The sequence below is a fragment of the Hyphomonas polymorpha PS728 genome (assembly GCF_000685315.1).
Lineage (GTDB): Bacteria > Pseudomonadota > Alphaproteobacteria > Caulobacterales > Hyphomonadaceae > Hyphomonas > Hyphomonas polymorpha.
Map to the genome: position 1 here is coordinate 135,140 of NZ_ARYM01000001.1, position 24,631 is coordinate 159,770.

20 protein-coding genes are annotated in these 24,631 nt (G+C 63.3%); 10 read left to right on the forward strand and 10 right to left on the reverse strand.

The window, feature by feature from the left end; translation table 11 throughout:
* Positions 1–119: 119 nt before the first annotated feature.
* The 8 genes from coaA (at position 120) to HPO_RS00750 (ending at position 10,922) form a co-directional block, all read left to right on the forward strand.
* Positions 120–1,079: a type I pantothenate kinase gene (coaA, locus tag HPO_RS00715; protein ID WP_035593256.1), complete on the forward strand. Its 960-nt coding sequence runs from the start codon at positions 120–122 to the stop codon at positions 1,077–1,079.
* Positions 1,076–1,819, forward strand: coding sequence for a tRNA1(Val) (adenine(37)-N6)-methyltransferase (locus tag HPO_RS00720; RefSeq protein WP_035593260.1), 744 nt, complete (start codon positions 1,076–1,078; stop codon positions 1,817–1,819). Before coaA ends, HPO_RS00720 begins: the two co-directional genes overlap by 4 nt.
* A gap of 263 nt (positions 1,820–2,082) precedes the next feature.
* Complete coding sequence (locus tag HPO_RS00725; protein ID WP_035593263.1) at positions 2,083–2,970, forward strand: glycine--tRNA ligase subunit alpha; 888 nt, start codon at positions 2,083–2,085, stop codon at positions 2,968–2,970.
* Positions 2,971–3,027: 57 nt separating this feature from the next.
* Positions 3,028–3,561 carry a hypothetical protein gene (locus tag HPO_RS19440; protein WP_051612125.1) on the forward strand — a complete coding sequence of 178 codons (534 nt, stop codon included), beginning with the start codon at positions 3,028–3,030 and terminating at the stop codon, positions 3,559–3,561.
* Positions 3,562–3,660: 99 nt separating this feature from the next.
* Positions 3,661–5,805, forward strand: a complete 2,145-nt coding sequence (gene glyS / locus HPO_RS00735) for a glycine--tRNA ligase subunit beta (RefSeq protein ID WP_035593271.1) — start codon at positions 3,661–3,663, stop codon at positions 5,803–5,805.
* Positions 5,806–5,956: 151 nt separating this feature from the next.
* The gene (gene ppdK / locus HPO_RS00740) at positions 5,957–8,674 is read left to right on the forward strand and encodes a pyruvate, phosphate dikinase (RefSeq protein ID WP_035593274.1); all 2,718 of its coding nucleotides are present in this window, start codon (positions 5,957–5,959) and stop codon (positions 8,672–8,674) included.
* 451 nt (positions 8,675–9,125) lie between these two features.
* Positions 9,126–10,262: a cell wall hydrolase gene (locus HPO_RS00745; protein WP_241767843.1), complete on the forward strand. Its 1,137-nt coding sequence runs from the start codon at positions 9,126–9,128 to the stop codon at positions 10,260–10,262.
* A gap of 3 nt (positions 10,263–10,265) precedes the next feature.
* Positions 10,266–10,922 (forward strand): O-methyltransferase, encoded by a 657-nt coding sequence (locus HPO_RS00750; RefSeq protein ID WP_035593280.1) that lies wholly within the window; start codon positions 10,266–10,268, stop codon positions 10,920–10,922.
* Here HPO_RS00750 and HPO_RS00755 read toward each other — a convergent pair.
* The 6 genes from HPO_RS00755 to nadA form a co-directional block, all read right to left on the reverse strand.
* The gene (locus HPO_RS00755) at positions 10,919–11,728 is read right to left on the reverse strand and encodes an SDR family oxidoreductase (protein WP_035593625.1); all 810 of its coding nucleotides are present in this window, start codon (positions 11,726–11,728) and stop codon (positions 10,919–10,921) included. The genes HPO_RS00750 and HPO_RS00755 overlap by 4 nt on opposite strands.
* A 55-nt stretch (positions 11,729–11,783) precedes the next feature.
* Complete coding sequence (nadC, locus tag HPO_RS00760) at positions 11,784–12,641, reverse strand: carboxylating nicotinate-nucleotide diphosphorylase (protein WP_035593283.1); 858 nt, start codon at positions 12,639–12,641, stop codon at positions 11,784–11,786.
* 92 nt (positions 12,642–12,733) lie between these two features.
* Positions 12,734–13,900, reverse strand: coding sequence for a hypothetical protein (locus HPO_RS00765; RefSeq protein ID WP_035593286.1), 1,167 nt, complete (start codon positions 13,898–13,900; stop codon positions 12,734–12,736).
* 44 nt (positions 13,901–13,944) lie between these two features.
* On the reverse strand, positions 13,945–15,534 hold the full coding sequence (locus tag HPO_RS00770; RefSeq protein ID WP_051612126.1) for an L-aspartate oxidase: 1,590 nt from the start codon (positions 15,532–15,534) through the stop codon (positions 13,945–13,947).
* Between the two features lie 12 nt (positions 15,535–15,546).
* Entirely contained in the window at positions 15,547–16,008 is a 462-nt protein-coding gene (locus HPO_RS00775; protein ID WP_233349337.1) for a hypothetical protein, read from the reverse strand.
* A gap of 75 nt (positions 16,009–16,083) precedes the next feature.
* Positions 16,084–17,226 (reverse strand): quinolinate synthase NadA, encoded by a 1,143-nt coding sequence (gene nadA, locus HPO_RS00780; RefSeq protein WP_035593289.1) that lies wholly within the window; start codon positions 17,224–17,226, stop codon positions 16,084–16,086.
* Between the two features lie 375 nt (positions 17,227–17,601).
* Between nadA and HPO_RS00785 the strand changes: the two genes are divergently transcribed.
* Entirely contained in the window at positions 17,602–18,702 is a 1,101-nt protein-coding gene (locus HPO_RS00785) for a cytochrome P450 (RefSeq protein WP_035593293.1), read from the forward strand.
* Positions 18,703–18,757: 55 nt separating this feature from the next.
* Here the strand turns inward: HPO_RS00785 and HPO_RS00790 are convergent, their stop codons facing one another.
* From HPO_RS00790 to HPO_RS00800, 3 genes are all read right to left on the reverse strand, one after another.
* Entirely contained in the window at positions 18,758–20,056 is a 1,299-nt protein-coding gene (locus tag HPO_RS00790; RefSeq protein WP_035593631.1) for a M20 metallopeptidase family protein, read from the reverse strand.
* Between the two features lie 370 nt (positions 20,057–20,426).
* A complete protein-coding gene (locus HPO_RS00795; RefSeq protein ID WP_035593296.1) occupies positions 20,427–22,016 on the reverse strand; it encodes a DEAD/DEAH box helicase in 1,590 nt (529 codons plus the stop codon).
* 197 nt (positions 22,017–22,213) lie between these two features.
* Positions 22,214–22,822 (reverse strand): superoxide dismutase, encoded by a 609-nt coding sequence (locus tag HPO_RS00800; protein ID WP_035593299.1) that lies wholly within the window; start codon positions 22,820–22,822, stop codon positions 22,214–22,216.
* Positions 22,823–22,955: 133 nt separating this feature from the next.
* On the opposite strand from HPO_RS00800, the gene HPO_RS19445 reads away from it, so the two are divergent.
* Positions 22,956–23,540, forward strand: coding sequence for a squalene/phytoene synthase family protein (locus HPO_RS19445; RefSeq protein ID WP_162173987.1), 585 nt, complete (start codon positions 22,956–22,958; stop codon positions 23,538–23,540).
* A 121-nt stretch (positions 23,541–23,661) separates the two neighbouring features.
* Here the strand turns inward: HPO_RS19445 and HPO_RS00810 are convergent, their stop codons facing one another.
* Complete coding sequence (locus HPO_RS00810; RefSeq protein ID WP_051612128.1) at positions 23,662–24,624, reverse strand: lysophospholipid acyltransferase family protein; 963 nt, start codon at positions 24,622–24,624, stop codon at positions 23,662–23,664.
* Between the last annotated feature and the right edge of the window lie 7 nt (positions 24,625–24,631).

Genomic DNA, 24,631 nt, shown 5'->3' on the forward strand with positions numbered 1-24,631 from the left:
GTCCTCAAGAGAAAATCCCGAATTTAACTAGGGGTGTAGCGCGTATGGCCGATCCTCTTATATCTTCGGCAGGCGTCCGGGCCTTGCCGGGACATTTCGGAGCCGACGGGATCGCGCCTATGCACCAGCTTGAACCGGCGGGCAGGTATTCGCCCTATCATGTCTTCACAGCCGCCGAATGGGCGCAGTTCCGGGCCGATACACCGCTGACGCTTACCGAGGATGAAGTCCGCCGCCTCTCCTCCCTTTATGATCCGGTTGATCTGGACGAGGTGCGCCGCATCTATCTGGCACTATCCCGGCTGCTCTCGGCGCATGTCGAGACGGTCCAGCGCCTTTTCCATCAGCGCCGCGCCTTCTTCAGCACGCCCGATGCTGCACCCTCGCCCTTCATCATCGGCATGGCCGGCTCGGTTTCGGCCGGCAAATCGACCACCGCCCGTATCCTCAAGGAGTTGCTCGGCCGCTGGCCTGCCAGCCCGAAGGTCGATCTCGTCACCACAGACGGCTTCCTCTATCCCAACGCTGTGCTGCAGGCGCAGGGGCTGATGCAGCGCAAGGGCTTTCCGGAAAGCTATGATGTCGGCGCGCTCCTGCGCTTCCTCTCCACCATCAAGTCGGGCGAGCGCAATGTCCGCGCGCCGGTCTATTCCCACATGACCTATGACGTGATCCCCGGCGAATACGTGACGGTCGACCGGCCGGACATCCTGATCTTCGAGGGGCTGAACGTGCTGCAGACGCGGGACCTGCCCCGCGATGGCAAGATCGTGCCCTTCCTGTCGGATTTCTTCGACTTCTCGATCTATATCGATGCCGATGAGGAATTGCTGCGGGAATGGTATATCGCCCGCTTCATGCGCCTGCGGGAAACCGCCTTCCGCAGCCCGGAGTCCTACTTCCACCGGTATTCCACCTTCTCTGAAGCCGAAGCCCTGCAAACCGCCATCGGCCTCTGGGAGAACATCAACCTGAAAAACCTGCACGAGAATATCCTGCCCACCCGCCCGCGCGCCGATCTCATTCTGCGCAAGGGGGCAGACCATCTCGTCAGCGAAGTCGCCCTGAGGCGGCTATGACCGCGCCCGAAGACGAGACCACGGAAGACACTGTCTATCAGGGCCGGGTCCGCCTCGTTCAGCCGGTGAAGGGCTTTCGCACAGGCTTTGATTCCCTCCTTCTCGCCGCCGCGCTGCCGGTGTTGGACAAGGGCGAGGCGCTGGAGCTTGGCTGCGGATGTGGCGGCGCGTTGCTGCCGGCGGCCTGGAGGATGCCGGGCGTGGCGTTCACCGGTCTCGAATTGTCCGAAAATGTCACGAGAATGGCCCGAGAGGGCGCCCGCCTGAACGGGTTTTCCCCCCGCGTCACTATCGAAAATACCGAAGCGTCAGAATGGGTTAAGCCCCACGAAAACCGCTTTGACCTTGTGTTTGCCAACCCGCCTTATTTTGAACCCGGAAAAATTTCGCAGCCGGGGGAAGGGAAGGCGGCGGCCTATATCGAGACCCTCCCGCTGGAAGGGTGGATCAAGGCGATGATTCATGCCGCAAAGCCCCGCGCCCCGGTGATCCTTGTCCACCGCGCGGCCGAGCTTGCCCGCATCCTGGCCCAGCTGGACCGTCAGGCGGGCGAGATTACCGTACTACCGGTTGCCTCCAAGACAGGCGAGCCAGCCCGGCGCGTACTGGTGCGCGGCCGCAAGGGGCTGAAGCGCGGCCCGCTCACCCTTCTGCCGCCCCTGATCACGCATACGGACGACGGCAGCGCGCGAACACCGGCAGCCCAGGCTATCATCGAAGGCCATCCCGTAGCATGGTAGCGGCGATTTACCCTTGAACCGCGCAGAAAAGCCCTCAAACTGAACCTGACGGCAATCTGACGCCGGGGGACCGCTCCCATGTTCACCTTTCTCTTCATCGCCAGCCTGGCGCTTGGCCTGTTCATCGCCATCTACGGCGCCTTCGGCACGCGTGACCATAACAGCCCGGGCAAGAAGAAAGGCTGGTGGTAGGCGGCGCCCGGTTGCGAACTTTCCCGGGCGGCGCTAGGTGCGGGAGTGTATCAAACGCCGGAACGCCCCGCATGTCTGCCCCAAAAGCCTACGCCAAGCCGAAATCCTTCCAGGACCTGATCCTGACGCTGCAGGCCTATTGGGGGGCGCAGGGCTGCGCGATCCTTCAGCCTTATGACATGGAAGTCGGTGCCGGCACGCTGCATCCGGCCACCGTGCTGCGCGCGCTGGGCCCCAAGAACTGGCGCGCCGCCTATGTGCAGCCCAGCCGCCGCCCCAAGGATGGCCGCTATGGCGAAAACCCCAACCGGCTCGGCCATTATTACCAGTATCAGGTCATCCTGAAGCCGAACCCGCCAAACCTTCAGGATCTCTATCTCGAAAGCCTCTACCGCATCGGCATCGACCCGGCGGTGCATGATATCCGTTTCGTCGAAGACGACTGGGAAAACCCCACCGTCGGCGCCTGGGGCCTTGGCTGGGAAGTGTGGTGCGATGGGATGGAAGTCAGCCAGTACACCTATTTCCAGCAGGTTGGCGGGCTCGACGTGTTCCCGGTTTCCGGTGAGCTGACCTATGGCCTGGAACGCCTCGCCATGTATGTTTTCGGCGTCGATAATGTCTACGATCTGCCTTTCAACGATCCGGACTCGGCCGTTCCGCTGACCTATGGCGACGTGTTCCTGGAAAACGAGCGCCAGCAGAGCGCCTTCAACTTCGAGCATTCCGATGTGGAGATGCTGAAGCGCTGGTTTGCCGATTGTGAAAGCCAGTCGGTCGCCCTGCGCGAGGCCGGCAAACCGCTGCCCGCCTATGACTATGCCCTGAAAGCCTCGCACACCTTCAACCTGATCGACGCCCGCGGCGCCATCAGCCCGACCGAGCGGCAAGCCTATATCGCCCGGGTGCGAGACCTTGCGCGCGGCGCCGCTGCCCAGTGGGCCGAGCAGCAGGCCTGAAACTTCGGGTGAACGGATCTCGGGCTCAGGCGTTGATAGCGCCAGAGGAGATTTCCGATGAAATCATTTTACGCCCTGTTTGCGCTGACGCTGGCGGCCTCCGCCGCTGCCTGCAAGCCTTCCCCCCAGGCGGAAAGCGTGAGCGCGGGGACGCCGGAGGCGGCGGCTTCCCACTCTCCGGCGGTGGGGGCAGCCGCGCAAACTCCGCCTGCGGGTGAGCCTGACACCGCAGACACTCTGGCGCTCACGCCGTTTGAGCCCACCACCGTTGAAATCTATTGCCGCTTCCAGCGTCAGGCCGAAAACGGCGAGCTCGGCGGCGCGCTGTTCATCACCGAAATCGCCGGTGTTCCGGCGCCTGCGGCCATCGGGCTGGACGGGCAGGCGGTCGGCCTGGAAGAGGTCTCCAAGACAGAACAGGAGGGCGCCGCCATCTGGACCTACCGCAATGCCGAGCGGCCGGTAGAAGTTCAGCTGACGCTGACGGAAACGGACGAAGGCTTCGAATACCGCGCCTATGAAGGCACAATCCGGATTGTGGACCCGGTACAGGGTGAAATCATCCCCATCGAGGGCACCTGCGGGGTCTGAGGCCGGCGGCCGCTGCGCAATCCATAGCCCCGCCCGCTTGACCCTGCCGCCCGTAGCTGTAAGCCGTGCCCACCCCTAATTCCGGCGATTGCAGGGCCCATGTCCGAACTCCTGATCGAACTCTTCTCCGAAGAAATCCCCGCGCGCATGCAGGCGAAGGCGGAGGCTGACCTTCTGGCCGCCCTGACGGGCAAGCTGAAAGAGGCTGGCCTTGGCTGGAAGAATGCCTTTGCCGTTTCCGGCCCGCGTCGCCTCACGGCAGTGATCGAAGGGCTGGACGCGCGCTCTGTCGATGTGCGCGAAGAGAAGAAAGGCCCCAAGGTGGGCGCGCCGGAACAGGCCGTGGCCGGCTTCCTGCGCGGGGCAGGGCTGAAGGATATCAGCGAAGCGCAGGTCGTTTCCGATCCCAAGAAGGGCGACTTCTACGTTGCCTATTCCACCGTTCCGGGCCGGGACGCGAAGGATGTGATCGCCGAGGCTGTGCCCGCCATCATCCGCGAATTCCATTGGCCCAAATCCATGCGCTGGGGCACCGGGGAGCTTCGCTGGGTGCGTCCGCTGCAGGGCATTGTCTGTGTGCTGGATGGCAAGATCGTTCCCCTGGAAGTGGGCGGCGTTGCCAGCGGCAACACCACCGAAGGCCACCGCGTGCATGGCCGCGGGCCCTACACGGTTACGGGGTGGGCGGATTATAAGGCTCAGCTGGAAGGGAAGGGGCATGTGATCCTCTCCCGCGAGGATCGCCGTAGGATGATCCTTGAGGGCATCGCCAGGGTCTGCGCCAGCGCGGGCCTGCAATGGATCGAAGACAAGGGCCTTCTGGAAGAAGTGACCGGGCTTGCCGAATGGCCCGTGGTCGTCCTTGGGCAGATGGATCCGGATTTCCTGGACCTGCCGCCAGAGGTCATAACCCTCTCGATGCGCACGCACCAGAAATACTTCGCGGCCAATTCGAAGAAGACCGGCAAGCTCGCGCCAAACTTCATCGTTGTCGCCAATATCTCCGCCAGCGATGGCGGCAAGAAGATCGCTGAGGGCAATGCCCGCGTTCTCTCCGCGCGTCTCTCGGATGCCCGCTTCTTCTGGGAGAAGGACAAGGCGACGCCGCTGGAGGCGATGGGCGAAAAGCTGAAAATCATCGCCTTCAAGGAAGAACTTGGCAGCCTGGGTGACAAGGTGGAACGCGTCGCCGCGCTCGCCCGCGAACTCGCCCCGAAAGTGGGCGCAGACCCTGATCTGGCAGAACGCGCCGCGCGCCTCGCCAAGGCCGATCTCGTCTCCGAAATGGTCGGAGAGTTTCCGGAACTTCAGGGCGTGATGGGCCGCTATTACGCCCTGGCCGCCGGTGAAGACGCCCGCGTCGCCGACGCCATCCGCGACCATTACAAACCCCAAGGCCCAAGCGACTCGGTCCCTACCGATCCGGTTTCCATCGCCGTCGCCCTCGCCGACAAGCTGGACACCCTCGTCGGCTTCTGGGCGATTGATGAAAAACCCACCGGTTCGAAAGATCCGTTTGCGCTGCGCAGAGCAGCGTTGGGGGTGGTTCGGTTGGTGTTAGAAAACAAGGTTCGGTTTTCACTGCGCGAAACCTTCATCCTGCATATGGACAATACAGGTGTTGATGTATCGGCATCTGGTCCAGTCGGCTTTTCTGGCGATGTAGCAGAGGTAGGCGTGATCCAAGTTCGAAAGAACTTGTACGATTATGTAACTGCTGATCTTCCTGCCTTCTTCGCCGATCGCCTCAAGCAAGTCCTCCGCGACCAGGGCAAGCGCCACGATCTGATCGACGCCGTCTTCGCCCTCGGCGAGGATGACCTCGTCCTCATCGTCAAGCGCGTCGAGGCGCTCGCCGCCTTCCTCGCCACCGAGGATGGTGCCACGCTGCTGGCGGGCTATCGCCGCGCGGCCAACATCCTCAAGGCCGAAGAGAAGAAGGGCGCGCTGCTGGAAGGGCTGACGGTCGATCCCGCGCTCATCGCCAAGGGCCCCGCCGAGGAGCAGGCGCTCTGGAAAGCGCTGAGCGAGGCCGAAGCCGCGCTCGAAGCGCCCCTCAAGGCGGAGGACTTTGTTGGCGCCATGAGCGTGCTCGCTGGCCTGCGCGGGCCAGTTTATGCGTATTTGGACGGCGTAATGGTCAACGATTCGGATGCCAAAGTGCGGGAAAACCGTCTCGCTCTGCTGCTGGCGGTGCGCGGCGCGCTCCACAAGGTGGCCGATTTCTCGAAAATCGAGGGCTGAGGCGGCCCCATCCTACCGATATAGGGGCCCGATAAGAGGGCGCGGCATTTGCATGACTGGCAATTCGCACGCGCATGCAGCATAGGACTTGCAAGCTGGCCGCCAGCCTTGGGGGCCGGAAGATCAAAGCTGAACACGGGGAACGCTTCGTATGAGCAACGCCGCAGTAAAAAACGCTGACGAAACATGGGTTTACGCTTTCGGAGGCGGAACCGCCGATGGCGATGCCTCGATGCGTAACCTGCTCGGGGGCAAGGGCGCAAACCTTGCCGAAATGGCAAAGCTGGGCCTGCCTGTGCCGCCCGGCTTCACGATTTCAACGGCTGTCTGCGTTGCGTATTACGAAAATGCCCGCGCCTATCCCGCCACGCTGGAGGCCCAGGTCGCCGCTGCGCTGGCAGACCTTGAAGCCAAGACCGGCAAGGGCTTTGGCGATCCGGCCAATCCGCTGCTCGTCTCCGTCCGCTCGGGCGCGCGCGCCTCGATGCCGGGCATGATGGACACGGTGCTCAACCTTGGCCTCAATGAGGAAGTTGCCGCCGGCCTCGCGGGCAAGGCAGGCGACCGCTTCGCCTATGACAGCTATCGCCGTTTCATCCAGATGTATTCCAACGTCGTCCTCGGCATGGGCCATGACGAGTTCGAACACATCCTCGATGACTATAAAGAGCGCGAAGGCCTCGACCTCGACACGGACCTCTCGGCCGATAACTGGAAAGAGGTCATCGTCCGCTATAAGGAGGCCGTGCAGAAGGAACTCGGCCGCCCGTTCCCGGAAGACCCGCGCGAACAGCTCTGGGGCGCCATTTCCGCAGTGTTCAATTCCTGGATGTCGGACCGCGCGATCATCTATCGCAAGCTGAACGATATTCCCGAAAGCTGGGGCACGGCTGTCAACGTGCAGTCCATGGTGTTCGGCAATCTGGGGGACACCTCTGCCACCGGCGTTGCCTTCACGCGCGACCCGTCCAATGGCTCGCCGATTTTCTATGGCGAATACCTGATCAATGCTCAGGGTGAGGACGTTGTTGCCGGCATCCGCACGCCTGCGCCGATCTCGCGGGAGCGCGCCAACACGCTCGGCTCCTCCGATGCCCCGCTCGAAGAGGCGATGCCGGCGGTCTACAAACAGCTGGTCGAAGTCGCCGCCACGCTCGAGCGTCACTACAAGGACATGCAGGACATCGAGTTCACCGTCGAAGACGGCACGCTCTACATGCTGCAGACCCGTAATGGCAAACGCACCGCCGCTGCCGCCGTGAAGATTGCCGTGGACATGGTTCGCGAAGGTCTGATCACGGAAGATGAGGCGCTGCTGCGGATTGACCCGGCGGCCCTTGACCAGCTGCTGCACCCGCGCATCCCCAGCGATGACGAGAACAAGAAGCTCGGCAAGCCGAACTATGATGTAGCCTTTAAGGGTCTGCCCGCCAGCCCCGGCGCCGCCGTCGGCAAGGTCGTGTTCGATTCCGAAGAAGCCTTCCATATGGCGGCCAAGGGCGAGGATGTGATCCTCGTCCGTGTCGAGACGAGCCCGGACGACATCAAGGGCATGCACGCTGCCCGCGCCATCGTTACCGCGCGTGGCGGCATGACCAGCCACGCCGCTGTTGTGGCGCGCGGCATGGGCCGCCCCTGCGTCTGCGGCGCGTCGGACCTGCGCATCGACACCGCCAAAGGCGAGTTCACCGCCCGTGGCCGCAGCTTCAAGAAGGGCGACATGATCACGGTGGACGGCGTCAATGGCCGCGTCATCGCCGGCGCGGTCGAGCTGATCAATCCCGACCTTTCGGGTGATTTCGGCGAGCTGATGGGCTGGGCCGACAAGCGCCGCAAGCTGAAGGTTCGCGCCAATGCCGAAACGCCGCTGGACACGCGTACCGCGGTCGAATTCGGCGCCGAAGGTGTCGGCCTCTGCCGCACCGAGCATATGTTCTTCGAGGAAGAGCGTATCCCGGCCGTGCGCACGATGATCCTCTCCAATGACGAGACGGGCCGCCGCGAGGCGCTTGCCAAGCTGCTGCCGATGCAGCGCTCGGACTTTGAGGAAATCTTCCACATCCTGGGCGAGCGCCCGGCCACCATCCGCCTGCTTGATCCGCCGCTGCATGAATTCCTGCCGCATACCGATGAAGATATTGCCGGTGTGGCCAAGGCGTCCGGCCTCAGCGCTGAGGAGCTGCGCCGCCGCGCGGCAGATCTGCACGAGTCCAACCCGATGCTCGGCCATCGCGGCTGCCGCCTCGGCATCACCTATCCTGAAATCTACGAGATGCAGGCCCGCGCCATTTTCGAGGCGGCTGTGAATGTCTCGAAGGAAGGCAAGTTGAAGCCGGTTCCGGAAGTCATGATCCCGCTGGTGGCCACCCACCGCGAACTCGACATCCTGAAAAAGCTGGTGGACGAGACGGCCAAGAAGGTCTTCGCCGAAACGGGCGTCACACTTGATTACATGGTCGGCACGATGATCGAGCTGCCCCGCGCCGCGCTCGCGGCAGGGGAAATCGCGCAGGCCGCCGAATTCTTCTCCTTCGGCACCAACGATCTCACCCAGACCACCCTCGGCATCTCCCGTGACGACGCAGGCAAGTTCCTGCCGGCCTATTCGGAAAAGGGCATCTACGAGAAAGACCCCTTCGTCACCCTGGACCAGGAAGGCGTGGGCGAACTCGTCAAGATCGCCGCCGAGCGCGGCCGCAAGACGCGGGGCGACATCAAGCTGGGGATCTGCGGTGAACATGGCGGGGACCCGGCATCGGTCGAATTCTGCCACCGCGCCGGTCTCGATTACGTGTCGTGCTCGCCTTACCGGGTGCCGATTGCCCGTCTCGCAGCGGCACAGGCCGCCATCCGCGGAGCGAAAAAGTAGCGCTTCCGGGCGGTTCGGCCCAAAAGCCGGATGGCCTTGAACGTTGCATTTGTGCAACAACTTGACATTTCATGCACAGGGAACGGAGCCGCTTGCGGCTCCGTTTTCCTTTTATTTTTCAGATAATTATACCGGTTTATTCGTGTGATGCGCGAATCCCGGGATTCGGCCCGGTTCCAAGGCTTTCTGAATTGTCACTCAGGAATCTGGCTGAAATATTGCTAGATAGTTGCGGGTGGGCCAAGTCCCTCCGGTCCCTGCGGGGTCTGGCCGGGCACTTTCGGCCGAATAGAAACGAATAAATCTCGGACACTCCGGGGCTTCAGGCAAACCAATAATTGCCGGCCGGGGATAAAGAGGAGCGGTGATGTTAAGGTTTCTTAAACCAGGCCGGGTGAGTGTGTCCCGGGTTAAAGGGCTGCGTGAAAAGCTCACACGGTGGTGGCTTGGAATGACCGACCAGGAACAGCGCGACGTTTTCATTCGCGGCGGCATGGTTGCCGTTGTAGCGGTTACAGCGTCCGTTTCGCTTCCGGCGATTTCTGAACAACAGGCAGGCCTGCGCGCCGACGCGGAATTCCGCGCCGAAGCCGAGCGTCTTGCCCTCTATGAAGATGGCGGCCTTGCTGTCCGCACCGCCGGCCACACGCCGGCCCTGATGGACTCGCCCTGGCTGCGCACGGTCGAATACACCCTGAAGCGCGACATCGACTCCTCGATGAGCCGCTATGCCATGCGCGACCGCGATGGCGCGGCCCTCGCATCGCTTGCTTCTTTCCGCCCTGAGCAGATCCAGCGCGCCGAAACGATCGACGCTGAAATGATGTGCATGGCGCAGGCCGTCTATTACGAATCGGCCTGGGAGCCGATCAACGGCCAGATCGCCGTGGCCGAAGTGATCGCCAACCGCGTTCGCGACCATCGCTATCCCGACAGCGTTTGCGGCGTCGTGTTCCAGGGCGCCACCCGCACCACCGGCTGCCAGTTCACCTTCACCTGTGACGGGTCGATGGACCGGAACAAGCCGGCCGGGGAGGCGTGGGACCGGGCCCAGCGGATTGCCGCGCATGTCATGATGGGCCTCAATGAGGACCGCACGGGCGGGGCCACCCATTATCACGCCACCTATGTTGATCCGGTCTGGAATGCCGGCCTGATCAAGACCAAGCAGGTTGGCCTGCACATCTTCTACCGTTTCCCGCGCGGCGCCGAATGGGCGAGCGTGGAGCGCAATTTCGAGGCCCGCAAGCGCCAGACCGAACTGCGCCTGGCTGAGCTCGACGCCACGAAGGAAGCCGATATGGCCGCCCTCGACGAAGGCCTGCTCTTTGCAGACGCCTCCAGCGCGGCCGATGACGGCTATTACACCATCACGCCCACGGTTGCGCCCGCCGGTGTCACCACCTCCACCCGCACGGTCTCGGCGCCTGCGCCGCGCCTGATGTCGGTGCAGACGGTGAAAACCGTGAAGGCGGACGCTCCGGCTGAGGCCGCGCCGGTCGCCGAGGAGGCCGCTGTGCCCGCGCCGGTTGTCATCGACGACTATCTCGCCCGCCAGCTCGAAGCCGCCCGCGCCGCCGCCCAGTAGGCCATGGCAGACAACCAGATCTTTGAGGCCGTCGATCAGTTCATCGACGGCCTTTTTGGATCCGAGGATCAGGCGCTCATCCGGCTGCGCCAGCGGGCCGCAGAGGCGGGCCTGCCGCACATTGAAGTGTCAGCCGGGCAGGGGAAGCTGCTCTACCTGCTCGCCAAACTCATCGGCGCCCGCCGTATTCTGGAAATCGGAACGCTGGGCGGCTATTCCGGCGTATGGCTTGGCCGCGCGCTTCAGGCCGATGGCGAGCTGGTTACGCTGGAACTCGACCCCGCCTATGCCGCCTTCGCCCGCACATCGTTCAACGAGGCCGGCATCGGCTCACAGACGCTGATCCTGCCCGGCCCGGCACTTGCGTCGCTGGCCAGCCTCACCGGCCCCTTCGATCTCGTTTTCCTTGACGCCAACAAGGATGAGTATCCGGAATATCTTGCGGAGGCCGCGCGCCTGTTGCGCCCTGGCGGATTGCTGCTGGCAGACAATGTTGTGCGCAAGGGCGCGGTGCTTGATCCGCTGGCGGATGATCCCCTGGCGAAGGGCGCTGCGCGCTTCCTTGCAGAGCTTTCAGCCCACCCGCAGTTTGAAGCGATCGTGCTTCAGCAGGTGGGCCTCAAGGGCCATGATGGCCTCGCCCTGGCGATCCGGCGTTAATCCCTCGCCGGAACATTCTTCCGGATATTCTTGCGCACAATGCCGGGCAGCCAGCGTGTCATGAAACGTGCCTTCTCTGCGTCCCCGCCCACCATGTAATAGATGTCGTCGCCTTGCGCGGCTTCCCACACCTTCTCCGCCGCCATGGAGACGGGATAAACCTTGGCGCCGTTTTCCTTCATCTGGTCGGACATTTTCACATTGGCGCCTTCCTTGTTCCCCATCTCGAGGATTGGCGTATCCACAAACCAGGGCATCAGCGTGGTGACACGGATGCCCAGATCCCGGAATTCCGCGTCCAGCGCTTCTGTCAGTCCACGGACGGCCCATTTCGACGCGGAATAGACCGCCAGTTGCGGCGCGCCCACAATGCCGGCGGTTGACGCGGTGTTGATGATGCGCGCGCCGGGCGTTGCCTTCAGCAGGGGCAGGGCAGCATAAACCCCGTTGATCACGCCTTTCACATTGATGTCGATCACAAGGTCGGAATCTTCGGGTGGCACATCCTCAAACCAGCCATGGCGGCCGATGCCGGCATTGTTGAACAGCACATCCATCTTGCCTCCAGTGGCGGCGCCAAAGCCCTCCATGGCGGCGGCCCAGTCGGCGCGTTTGGTCACATCGAGTTTGGCGAGGTGGCAGGCGTCTGCGCCGATCTCGGCCGCGACCGACTTCAGGCCCGTCTCGTTGATGTCATACAGGCCGCAGAACCAGCCTTTGCGCGCAAAATAGCGCGCTGTTTCCGCGCCGATGCCCGAGGCCGCGCCCGTGATGAAGATTGCCTTGCGGCCGTTTGCGCCTGCCATGTTTTCCTCCGCCATGATCTGTCACCGGCCGTGCCAGTGTTTCTGGCGGAGACTGTCAGACCACATCGAGGCCAAGGTCAAGATTGGGCGCCGAATGTGTCAGCGCGCCGGACGAAATAAAGTTCACGCCCGTCTCGGCAATTGCGCCCACCGTCTCCAAGGTTACCCCACCGGAAGCCTCCAGCGCCACCCGCCCGGCGGTCATCGCCACGGCCTCGCGCAGCTGTGCAAGGTCCATATTGTCCAGCAGGATGGCGTGTGCGCCATGCTTCAGCGCCTCTTCGAGCTGGGCAAGGGTATCCACCTCGATCTCGATCATCCGCAGATGCCCGGCATAGGCTTTGGCCCGCTCCAGCGTCGCGGCAATCGAGCCCCCGCAGGCGGCAATATGATTGTCCTTGATCAGGATGGCGTCATCCAGGCCGTAGCGGTGAGACGTGCCCCCGCCACAGCGCACGGCGCGCTTCTCCAGCGCGCGGTGCCCCGGCGTGGTCTTCCGCGTACAGACAACCTTCGCCTGCGTATGGGCTACTGCATCGACATATTTCCGTGTCAGGCTGGCGACGCCGGAAAGCCGGCCCAGGAAATTCAGCATCGTGCGCTCGGCAATCAGGATGGAGCGCGCAGAGCCGGAAAGGCGCGCCACCACATCGCCGGGTGTCAGCGCGCTGCCATCGGGCTTTTCGATCTGCAGTTTCAGCTCAGGGTCTACCAGCTGCGCGGCATAGGCGGCCACGTCCATCCCCGCAATCACGCCGGGTTTCCGCGCCGCGATCACCACCGAAAGCCGCGTCTCCGGCGGAATGGTCGCGTCCGTCGTCAGGTCTCCCGCCCGTCCCAGATCTTCGGCCAGCGCCAGGCGCACAATCGGATCAAGGATGATCGGAGAAAGAGGGGGGATATAGGGTGTCATCGGCAAACGCCTCGCATTGGTAATCTGAAACCACTAGAACAATCCCCGTTCCATAAAAACAAGGGATGACCGAAGGTTTACCCGCGGGCAGATCATTTCGCGACGGAGTTCACCTCTATTCGCACAGGGCCGCGCATCTGGCCCGCCTGCGTGAAGCTGAAAAGCTCATAAGTGCCCTCTGGCAGCATGAGAACATGGCTTTCTCCAGGAGCAATCAGAAGCCTGTCGTCAGGAACAGTCAGCTCGTCCGCGCCTTCTGGCATCGCTTCCACGATTACGGGCAGGTCGTCATCCCTTAAAACGGCCGGAACAGGCACCGGCTGAAATCCCAAGCGGCGATGCCAGGTTGGGCGTCCGTCCGTGAAAGACCATCCGGCAGCGCCGATGGCCAAGTCTGTTGCATAGAGCTTATCCTCTCCGCCTTCACTGTCGCTCCGAATGAGGACCGCCTTGTCTCCGGCGGCGCGGCAAAAGGTCTGGGAAATAGTCAATGGATCAATGCCCGACTTTTCTTTCAGTCTTTGGGCCATCCAAGCCATGCCGTGTTCATCCTCGGGTATCTCAAAGGCATGTGCCCATCCTACATGGATCAAAATCTTTGCTTCAGGATTTTCCTTCAGTATTCGATCTATAATATTCTGAGCCTGCACCTGTTCGCGCAGAATGCGCCGGTCGCCGTCCACGCGGTCTGTTAGCCGCGCTTCAAACGGAACAAACTCAAACCCCAGGCGCGCCAGTTCTCTAAGAAGCCTGCCATGAAATGGCTCCGTGGAATAAAATCCCGCATCCAGCCCGGTTTTATTCCCGTCCGTGGCAACGCCATCCTGAAAGGTTTCCGCGGCATAGTAGGTGAAGCCTTCCTCTGCGAAGATTGGGACCATATCGAGTATGCGCTGCCGGTCATCAGGGGAATGGTGGGTTTCGTTGATGATCGTCACTTGGTGCGCCTTGACCGCCTCTCTTATTTTCTCCGGATCGAACGGGTCTTCAGAAATGCAGGGCTGGCTGACATATCTCGCGACAACGTCCTGGATAAGATCTTCTCGTCCGTAGGCGGATGCAAATTGGATAGTCCAGTCGATGACATTTGGGTTGATTTCGCCAGAGGTTACGTAGGCGTAGGATTCCCAGAGCTCCTTGTGAAGAGATGCCCGGTCCGGAAAATAGCCGAGAGCGTCATTCTGCGCCTCGGCGCCCTGCCAGATCGCGGATGTTGAGAGGAGGATCGCAGTAATTGCGGTCTTGAAACCAGTGCGCATGAGGTTCGCCTCCCATGATGATGGCAGGCTTACGCTAGCGTTCGCTAGGCCAGCTGGCAACCAAAGGTTCCGCCCGGGTTCTCTTCCTTGTCTCCGATTACCTTTGACGCGAGCGTGTCGCTGCGGAAAACAAACTGGCGTTCGGGCGCGCCGGTTTCGGGGAAGTCGGTGCGGAAGTGGCCGCCGCGGCTTTCGGTGCGGGCCAGTGCGCCGCTGGCGATCAGGCGCGCGGCGGTCAGCTGTGGCGCGCCGGGGCAGCCGGCTTCCAGCCGCTCAATCAGGTTCAGCAGCTCGGTCAGCCCGCCCGCCGCGCGCACCACGCCGCAATGGCGCGACATGGCTTCGCGCAGTTCCAGCATGTCCGGCCCGGTGAGGCGCGGAGTGACGGCGCCGCTGCTGGCGCCCGCTTCGGAAAGGTCTGCGTCGCGCAGGCGCCGGGCAATCCGCTCGGCAAACACCACCGCTTCCAGAAGCGAGTTCGAGGCCAGCCGGTTGGCGCCGTGCGCCCCGGTGGACGAGCACTCTCCGCATACGGAAAGGCCGTCCAGGGTGGAGCGTCCCCAGAGGTCGGACACGATGCCGCCCATATGATAGTGCGCGGCAGGGGCCACCGGGATCATGTCGCGGCGGGGGTCGATGTTCGCGCTCATGCAGGCGGCAAATACGGTCGGGAAATGGTGCGGGAATTCTTCGCCCACCGCCGTGATGCAATTGAGGAATGCACCGCGTCCCGCTGCGCGCTCGGCATGAATGGCGCGGGCCACCTCATCGCGCGGGGCAAGCTCTGCCAGCGGATGATAGTCGGCCATGAAGGCGCGCCCGTCAGAATTGTGCAGCGTGGCGCCTTCCCCGCGCAGCGCCTCGGTGGCCAGCGGCGCAGGGTCGCGGCCAATGTCGATGCCGGTGGGATGGAACTGCACAAACTCCAGGTCGGCCAGCACGGCGCCGGCCACATGCGCCATGGCGATGGCTTCGCCCTGCGCTTCCTTGGGGTTGGTCGTCACGCGGTAAAGCCCGCCCGACCCGCCCGTGCACAGAACGGTTTCCCGCGCCGCTTTTACAAACGGGCGGCCATTGTTGCCTCGCAGAATGACCCCGCCGATCCGTCCGTGCACATCCTGCAACAGCGCTTCGGCCCGCGCCCCCTCGATCAGCTCGATATGCGGGGCCGCGGCCACGGCGGCCACCAGCGCGTCCATGATCGCCTTGCCGGCAAGGTCTCCTGAAACCCGCGCCACGCGCGGATGGGAATGAGCTGCCTCCAGAGACAGGGCCAGCTGCCCGTCCGGCGTACGGTCAAACGGCACCCCGAGGGCCACCAGATCGCGCACGCGGGCCGGGCCATCTTCGGCGATCAGCCGTGCGATCACCGGGTCCACAAGGCCCGCTCCGGCGGCCACGGTATCGGCGGCATGCTGCGCCGGGCTGTCGAGCGGGTGGAGCGCGGCGGCCAGGCCTCCCTGCGCCCAGGCAGAGGAGGACGCCTGACCCAGCGGGGCCGGCGAGACGACCAGGCAGGGGCGGGGCGCCAGCTTCAGCGCCAGGAACAGGCCGGCAAGGCCCGCCCCGACGATCAGCACATCCGTCGCGGCCCCCGCGCCGGCCTGGAGGCGGTCATCTGTCCCCGCAAGCATGGTTCTGTCCGATCAGGAAATGCCGTCATTCGCGCGGCGGAACTCCACCGGCGCGGTGACAGCAGAGACGAGGGCCCCGAACATGCGTTCGTGAGACTGGATCGTCAGCGTGAAATTGTCAGGAACATAGAGCAGGCCTTCAAATTTCGATTCCAGCATCTCCTCGATGGTGGAGCGGATTGACACCTGGTCGCCAAACCGGCGCGCCTCGCAGGACTGGCGCACAACCGAGCGGCCCCACATGGAGCACATCTCGACCGCCGTCAGTTCGCACGTATAGCGCCCTTCTTCCGGATGCGGAGACAGGCGCATCGTGCCGCTCATCACGCATTGGCCGCTGCGATAGGGGCTGGTCTGGAAGCTCCAGCTGCCCAGCACATCTGACGGGTCCTTGCTTTTGCCCGAATTGGCGAGCGCCGGGCTCGCCATCATGCAGGCCATCACCAGCACCGCTGCAATCCGTCCACCGAACATCCGCAAGGTCATCCTCCTGAACACGCCATGCTGACTTCAACCCTCCGGGCCACCTCTGGCAACCCGGTTTACGCACTAGATGACGAGTTCGAGTTCCATCGGCTTGAGGCCGGTCACGAAATCGAGCGGCCGCTCCATCTTCGGCAGCGCCAGCATCGCGTCCAGCGCCTGTTTCGCGCGCACCCGCACATCTTCCGGAATGGTCACCTCATGCGTGCCCGTCACCAGGCAGTCATAGATGTTTTCCAGGGTGATGCGCTTCATGTGCGGGCAGAGATTGCACGGACGGATGAAGTTCACGCCGGGGTTTTCCGCCGCCACATTGTCGCTCATCGAGCATTCGGTGAGCAGGACCACCTTGCTGGGCCGCTTCTCCGACACATAATTGGCCAGCGCCGAGGTTGAGCCGGCATAGTCGGCCGCTTCCAGCACTTCGGGCGGGCATTCGGGGTGGGCCAGGATGACGACGCCCGGATGGGCCTCGCGCAGCTGTTTCACGTCTTCGGCAGAGAACTGCTCGTGCACTTCGCAGGCGCCGGGCCAGGTCAGGATACGGATGCCGGTCTGGGCGGCCACATTCTTCGCCAGATACTGGTCCGGTACCAGGATCACCGTGTCCGAATTCCATTCCTTCGCGATGGCTTCCACTACCTGCGCCGCGTTGGAGCTGGTGCAGGTAATGTGGCACTCAGCCTTCACCTCGGCGGTGCAATTTACATAGGTCACGATCGGATAGTTCGGGAACTTCTCCTTTATCAGGCGCACATCGGCGCCCGTGATCGAGCTGGCGAGCGAGCAGCCCGCCTCCAGCGAGGGGATCAGCACGGCCTTCTCCGGGGCGAGGATTTTCGAGGTCTCGGCCATGAAATGCACGCCGGCCTGCACGATCACCTTCGCGTCCACCTTCGCGGCTTCGCGCGCCAGCTGCAGGCTGTCGCCCCGGAAATCGCCCACCAGGCTGAAGATGTCCGGCGTCATGTAATTGTGCGCCAGGATCACCGCGTTCTTCTCACGCTTCAGCCGGTTGATACCGGCCACCAGCGGCGCAATCGCGGGCCATTCCATCGGCGTCACGAAATCCTGCACCAGCGGATAGAGCGGATCGGTTTCCGCCTTCACGGCCTCGTCATAGACAAGGCCGCGCGCCTCTGCGCCGGATTTGCCGCGCAGCGGGGTGGGGGTAGGGCAGCCGGGACCAGCATCGATCAAACGCGCCATGGTGAACCTCCTTCAACCAATCGAGCTAATTATGCTCGATTTGAGTATAAGTTAGGCCTGAAAAGAAGCGTTTCAAGGGCTCCCTCAAAAACGCTCTGGCTTTCAGGGCTCGTTTGCGACGGAGGCGTGAACCTTATACGCAGTCTGAGCAAAAGGGTATCTAGCGCAGACCCCCCCCCAAAGCAAGGCCGCTGCCTAAATCCTGCCTTTATTGAAACTGGGTCTGGACCCGCTGGCCGGCGCCCGTTTAAGCTCGGTCCTCAACAGGAAGCCCCGTCATGCAGTCCGTCCGGAAACGCTAAGCCCTGAAACATCCGTTTCACTGCCCCTGCCGCCGTGCAGGGCGCTTGGCTTTGCTTTTCAGGACTTACTCACATGAAAACCTTCACCACCTTTGACCAGCCCACGGGCTGGCCCTCCCTTGCCGCTGCCTTCGAGGCCGATCTCGCCGCCGGTGACCGTATACAGAAGGCCCCCTGGGGCGGCCTCGCCGTTCTGGGCCATGCCCAGCTTTCGGCGCTGGCTCGCAACCCTGCCGCAGATGGCATGGCGCCGGACGCGGCAGCGATGGCCGATACCCCGGCCATATATAACCTGCTGGTGCGCTCGGTCTTCACCAAATCCGGCCCGGCCCACCGGGCAGATCGCGCCGCTCTCATCGCTGCCCTGAACCTTGTGGATGTGTCCGCCATCGCTGAAGCGGCCGTGGCGGGGCTCCCTCGTCAGGCCACCGGCCTTGATCTGAGGACGGAGGTGATTGCGCCGGTTGTGCGCGCTGTCTGGGCCTCGGTGATCGGCTATAACGAGAAGGCTGCGCTTGCACTGGAGCAGGCCGTCGCCGACATGGCCCATGTCCTCTCGATGGCGCCGGACCTTTCAAAGGCCGCGCTGGCCGAGGCCGCCGCCCTTGAGGCGCGGGCGCTTTCCCTCGCCGCGCTCGCCAATGACGCGCCCTTCAGCCGCGCTCTGGAGGCGGCGGTCGGGGCAGGGAAGGCTGCAGACCTTATCGCCGGCATGGTCTTCGATGCCATTGAAACTTCCACCACCGGTCTTGCCGCCTGCCTGCGCATCGCTGCAGAAAACCGGGATACCCTCGCCGCCACCCCTCAGTGCACGAACGAGCTGCTTCGCCTTGCCGGCCCCGCTCCCATGACCATGCGGCTCACCACCGCGCCCCTCCGGCTGGACGAAACCGAAATCGCGGCCGGAACGGCGCTCTCCATGCTCTGGGCTGCGGGCAATCACGACCCGCTGGCCTTTCACCGGCCTGAGCGGTTTGATCCTGCGCGTCAGGAGGCGCGGCCCCTGATGTTCGGCATGGGCCAGCATGCCTGCCTCGGCCATGCCCTCGTGCGCGCCACGCTGCAGGCATTGCTGGCTTTCTTTATCGCGCGGCAGCCGCAGATTGAAGGCGATACCGGCGTCTGGAACATTCTCCAGCCGTCAGACATGCCACCGCTGAAGATCAGCTGGTAACGGTCTGCTCCCGCAGGGGGCTGGGCGGTCCTCCCCGGCCAGGGGAGGGCCGCCTTCAGTCCTTGAACAGATCCATCGCCGCCGTGGTCATCGCTTCCACGCCGGTGGCGATCGCCGGATCATAGTCTGGCCCGAACAGCGGCGAGTGGAGCGAAGGGAGGGGCATGCCATCCATCTGCGAGGCGGCAAACCGGTCGGGCGACACCGCGCCCAGCCAGAAGATCAGACCAGGGATCTTTTCATCCGTGCGGGCAAACTGGCTGAAGTCTTCCCCGCCCATCACTGGCGGCACCGCGCGCACATTGTCTGCGCCCAGCTTCCTGGCCACCGCTTTCATCGCCCGCTCGGTCAGGTCGGGATCGTTATAGGTGGCGGGCGTATAGTCGCTCTCGATCTTGATCTCCGGCGCGGGCGCGCCAAAGGCGGTGGCTTGGCCTTCGGCAATGCGCTTGATCCCGTCCAGCAGCATCTTGCGTGTTGCATCGTCATAGGAGCGCACGGTGACCAGAAGCTCGGCCTCATCCGCGATGATGTTGTGCTTGGCGCCTGCCTTGAACGAGCCGACCGTCACCACGGCAGAATCGAGCGGGTTGGTATTGCGCGAGACAAGGCTCTGCAGCGCCACCACGATATGGCTGCCGATCAGCACCGGGTCGCGCGTCGTATGCGGATAGGCGCCGTGCCCGCCCGCGCCTTTCACGGTAATGTCGACGCTGTCGACATTGGCCAGCGCAAAGCCCGAAGAATAGTTGATCACACCCGCCGGCGCGCTGGCCGAAACATGCAGCGCCAGATTATAGTCCGGGAGCGGAAATTTCGTGTAGAGCCCGTCCGCCAGCATCGCCTGCGCGCCCAGGCCAATCTCCTCGGCCGGCTGGGCAATCATCACCAGGGTGCCCTTCCACTTGTCCTTGTTCTTGATCAGCTCCCGCGCGGTGCCGACCCAGACGGTCATGTGAATATCATGCGCGCAGGCATGCATCACCGGGCTCTCCACGCCGGTCCAGGTCTGCGAGATCACCTTGGAGGCAAAGTCAAAGCCTGTCTGATCGGGCACGGGCAGGCCGTCCATATCCGCGCGGATGAGGATTGTGGGCCCTCTGCCATTCTCGAACACGCCGACCACGCCATAGCCGCCGACGCCCGGCTTCACCTCGCCAATGTCCTTCATGGCCTTCTCGCGCACCCAGGTGTCGCCAAGGCCTTCGGTCACCGTAAAGCCCAGCGCGCGCAATTCGTTCGCCATCAGCTTGGACGTTTCCACCTCGCGGAAGGAAAGCTCGGGATTGGCGTGCAGTTTCTTGTAGAGCTCCACGAGGCTCGGATCGGCTGAGCGCAGCTCGCCCACCGGCATGCCGCTCACGGCGCTTGCGGTGGATACGGCCGCGCCATTGTCCGGGCGCAACTCCCTGGGCGCGCCGCCATCTTCCGGCTTGTCCCCGCCGCACGCGGCCAGGCCCAGCGCCATCACGGCAACAAGCAAACTCCGGCGGATCATCATGGTATCACCCCTTGAAACAGATTTCCCTCAACGGCCTCAAGCCTAGTCAGGAATGCCGCAAGGGGGAAGGGGGCGCCCAGGCAGTGGCCGGAACTGTTCGGATTTGTCCAAATTCTGGTCCCGGGAGTCTCTGGAGCCGCAGGCAGAGTTGTACGCTTCCCCCAAACGCAGACCGGCCGCGCCCAGAGAGCGCGGCCGGCCGGAAGAGTTCGTGGGAAACGCCTTAGCGTTTCAGGAAAGCCGGAATGTCCTTGCCGAAGCCGACCACGCGGTCAGGCGCCGGCTCCAGGATCAGATCGTCATCCTTGCGCTTGTAATCGCGCTGCGGGCGGTCGCGATCACGCTCGCGTTTTTCGCCTCGCGGCTGGTCGTCATTCCGCTCACGGCGTTTTTCATTGCGGGCAGGGCGCTCGCGGCGGGGTTTTTCCTGAACAGCAGGGGCCTCGACCGTTTCCACGGCGTCCACCACCTCAACGGCAATGGGCGCTTCGGCAACGGCCACATCGCCGTCTTCCTGCTCGCGGCGGCGCGGGCTGCGCTCGGCACGGTCGCTGCGGTCGCTATTGCGGCCCCGGGCGCTGCGGCCACCCCGCTCCCCGCGGTCGCGGTCACGTCCGCCCTTGCGGTCGCGCTTTTCTTCGGGGGGAAGGGTTTCAAGTTCCTCGAGCAGGCCTTCCGGCATGAATTCCGGAACGTCCTTCTTGATCATCTTCAGCACGAAGCCCCAGGACTTATCGTCCGCAGGCGTCACAACCGTATAGCTCTCTCCCTTGCGACCGGCGCGGCCCGTGCGGCCGATACGGTGCACATAGTCTTCATCCTTCGGCGGCGGGCCGAAATTGAAGACGTGGCCAACATCGGGAATGTCGAGCCCGCGCGCGGCCACATCGGAGGCCACGAGCAGTTTCAGCTTGCCATCCCGGAAGCGCTGGAGCGTTTCGGAACGCACGCTTTGCGGCAGGTCGCCATGGATCGGCGCGGCGTCATGACCATGCTTGGTCAGCGAGGCGGCGACGATGTCCACCTCGACCTTGCGGTTACAGAAGACGATGCCGTTCTTTACATTGGTCGCTTCGATCACGCGGCGCAGCGCCGTGCGGCGAGCCTTGCCGTCATTGGTCGGCAGCTTGACCACGAATTGCGAGATCGTCTCGGCGGTCTGCGCGGGGCGGGCCACTTCGATCTTCTTGGGATCTTTCTGGAAGGTCTTGGCAAGACGCTGAATGTCGGCCGGGAAGGTGGCGGAGAAAAGAAGCGTCTGGCGGTTGGCCGGCAGCTTGGTGCAAATCTTCTCGATGTCCGGAATGAAGCCCATGTCGAGCATCCGGTCAGCTTCGTCGATGATCAGCGTTTCCACGCCCATCAGCAGCAGCTTGCCGCGATCGAACTGGTCCATCAGGCGGCCCGGCGTTGCGATCAGCACGTCCACGCCGCGCTGGAGCAGGGTTTCCTGATCCTTGAACGACACGCCGCCGATCAGCAGCGCCATCGTGAGCTTCAGGTATTTGCCATACTTCTCGAAGTTTTCGGCCACCTGCGCGGCAAGCTCGCGCGTCGGGCAGAGGATCAGGCAGCGCGGCATCCGTGCGCGGGCCCGGCCGGTGGACAGGCGCTGGATCATCGGCAGCACGAAGGCGGCCGTCTTGCCGGTGCCCGTCTGGGCGATGCCGGTCACGTCGCCGCCCATCGCGATATGCGGAATGGCTTCGGCCTGGATCGGGGTAGGGATGGTGTAACCAGCTTCGGTAACGGCCTTGAGAATGTTCTCAGCCAGGCCAAGGTCAGCGAATGTTACAGTCTGGGTGTCGGTCAAGTGTAGTCTCCGGGATGTCTGGTTGATTTGCCCGGCCGCCCGTATTGGCGGCTCTGTCCTGCGTCTGCCAGACCCCATGCCTGACCAGCCACAGCCGGGCGAATCCCATGCCCGGAGCGTTTGATGTGCGCCCCATATAGCAAAAACGCCCGCCGGGGAAGGGCGGGCGTTCGCTTTTTGTGCAGTCTCAGAAGGCCTTACGCGCCGGCATCGGCCAGATTCTGGTTCACGAAGTCCCAGTTCACGAGGCTGTTGAGGAAGGTGTCGATGTAGTCGGGGCGGCGGTTCTGGTAGTCCAGATAGTAGGCATGTTCCCACACATCCATCGTCATCAGGGGCGTGGTGCCCTCTTCCGTGAGGGGCGTTTCAGCGTTCGGCGTCTTCGAGATCACCAGCTTGCCGCCCTTGTAGGAGAGCCAGGCCCAGCCAGACCCGAACTGGGTGGCGCCAGCCTGTTTGAACTCTTTGACGAAGTTGTCATAGCCGCCAAGGTCGCGCTCGATCAGCTCGGCCACCTTGCCGTGGGGCTTGCCGCCGCCATTCGGTTTCATCGAGTGCCAGTAGAAGGTGTGGTTCCACACCTGGGCGGAGTTGTTGAAGATGCCAGCCTTGGATTTGTCGGCGGCAGAAATCTTGATGACTTCCTCAAGGGATTTGCCGGCAAGGTCGGTGCCTTCGACAAGGCCGTTGAGGTTGGTCACATACGCCTGATGGTGTTTGCCATAGTGGAAGTTCAGGGTTTCTTCCGAGATATGGGGGGCAAGGGCGTTGCGGGGGTAGGGAAGTTCGGGGAGGGTGAAGGCCATGGCGGTGTCCTCTTTGCGCGGGTTTTGGTCTCTTTCGCTCGCGAGCGGTTTCGCACATATGGGGGCCATGTCAAACGAGACCAGACCCCTGACCCAAACCCCTTGGGAAGAAATTGACAAAAGAGTCCGGCGTGTGGACGAGGACCGGTGGATTTCCAGCCGGTTTGCCCCTGCCGCCGAGCGCCGGGCGCTGATCGCGCTCTACGCGCTCGCTTACGAGCTTGTCAGGGTGCGCGAGGCGGTTTCGGAAGAGACGCTGGGGTTGATCCGCTTCCAGTGGTGGCGCGAAGCGATCCAGGAAATCGCCGAGGGAAAGCCCCCGCGCGGGCATGATGTGTGCCTGGCGCTGGCTGAAGAGATTGCAGCAGGCCGCCTGAAGCCCGGCGCGTTGCAGAAGCTGGTCGATGGCTATCAGACCGCCTTCCTGGAGAATGACCGCGCGCGCGAGCCCGAAGGCTGGCTTGGCCTGACGGCGGCCAATATCCTGATCCCGGCGCATAACTGGGCAGGCGATCTGCAGACGGTCGCCGCCGCCTATGCCGCCGCGCGCCGCCATGCGTCCAAGGCATTCGGCCCGATCGTCTCGCCCGCGCCCAAACAGATGCGCCCGGCGATTGCCCATTACCGGCTACGCAAACTCTATTGCGAAGGGAAGAAGCCCAACCCGTTCACCAAGCGGTTTTCGATCATGAAGGCGATCAATACCGGCGAGGTCTGAAGAGTGCCCGGAATGCGTGGATAAGCGCTCCGAAAAAGCGGGGATAAGTCCGCAAAAAACTCCAGGAAAAACTCCAACGGCAAGCCTGAAAACTCCAACCGCGTTGGAGTTTTTTTGTGCCTTACAGCACGCCGGCCTCTTTCCACGCTTCCTTCGGCCAGCGGCGGTGTTGCCAGAACCATTGGCCGGGATGGGCGCGCACCTGGGCTTCGATGAAGGCGGTGATGCGCTCGACCGAGCGTTTCACATCGGCTTCCTGATTGCCGGTGTTTTCAGGAATGAAGGGCGTGTGGAACTCGATCCGGAACCGGGCGGGGCCGGTGCGCGTGGTCGATACCGGAACGATGGGCACCTGGTATTTGAGGGCAAGGCGCGAGGGGCCGGGCGCGGTCATCGCGGCATGGCCGAAGAAGGGCACCGGGATGCCTTCATTGAACTTCTGATCATTCATCAGCGCGACGGGGGCGCCCTTGGCGAGGGAGCGCATGAGCTCGCGTGTGCCGATGCCCTTGGGCGCGTTGACGGCGGTGCCATAATCATGGCGCAGCTCTGCAATGCGCTTGTCGATGTGCGGATTGTTCAGGGCACGGTAGGTCATCACCGCATGGGGAATGCGTTTGGTGATCGCCGCCGGCATGATTTCCCAATTGGCGAAATGACCCGAGATGAAGACGGCGCCCTTGCCGCTGTCGCGGATGGCATCGAGCACGTCGAGGCCGATAATCTCGACGCGGCCGGACGTATAGGGATCAATACTGGGCAGATGCGGCAACTCGCCCGCCGTGCGCCCGGCGCTTTCCCAGGCGGCGAGCGCGGTGGCTTCCACCTGTTCCTCGCTCCAGCCCGGAAAGGCGAGGCGGAGGTTGCGCCGGGTTGTCTTGTGCTGAGAGAGAAGCGGGCCGATCTTCTTCACCAGCCAGCCGCCGAAATCGGAGGCCTTGTCCGGCCCCAGCATTTTCATGGGCCCCCAATAGATGAGATCCCAGGCGATGGTCTCCAGGCGCCATTGCAGCCGCTGGCCGAAGCTGGCGCGGTTATCGATGTCCTTCGGGCGGACATAGGCGGTGGGGGTCTGGTCGTTCATGGGCTGC